We start from the raw sequence: 564 nt of genomic DNA, 5'->3' as shown, positions 1-564 counted from the left end.
CGTGGGCGCAGGCTTCGCCTCGGACGCGTTCATGATCGCGTTCCGCCTGCCCAATTTGTTCCGCGCCCTCTTCGCCGAGGGGGCGTTTTCCGCCGCGTTCATCCCGAGGTTCAACCGCAAGGTGGCCGAGGGTGACAAGGCGAAGGACGGCAGAGGCCTGGCGCACGCCATCGCCTTTGCCGAGGATGCGCTGTCGATCCTGCTGCCGGTCCTGATCGTCATGACCGCGGTGATGGAAGTGGCGGCGTGGCCCGTCACCTACACGCTGTCGGGCGGGTTCAACGGTGTCGATCCGAAGCAGTTCGACTTCGCCGTCCAGCTCGCGCGCCTCACCTTCCCCTATCTGCTGTTCATCAGCCTGGTGTCGCTGCTCGGCGGCATCCTCAATTCGCTGCACCGCTTCTGGGTGAATGCGGCGGCGCCGATCCTGCTCAACGCGACGCTGATCGCGGCGCTGCTGTTCTTCCATGACGATCTACCGCTGATGACCGCGCGTAATCAGGCGATTGCGGTCACCGTCTCGGGCGCGCTGCAATTGCTGTGGCTATGGTATGCCTGCCGCCG

The 564-nt window shown here is 65.1% G+C and carries 1 protein-coding gene; it reads left to right on the top strand.

The window, feature by feature from the left end:
* The coding region (locus tag ACYVE7_RS35425; RefSeq protein ID WP_460371076.1) for a lipid II flippase MurJ at positions 1–564 on the top strand (564 nt) is incomplete at both ends.

Source organism: Actinocorallia lasiicapitis, assembly GCF_054778695.1.
The sequence above is the reverse complement of the archived record's forward strand: the minus strand, read 5'-3'. Positions and strand labels throughout refer to the sequence as shown.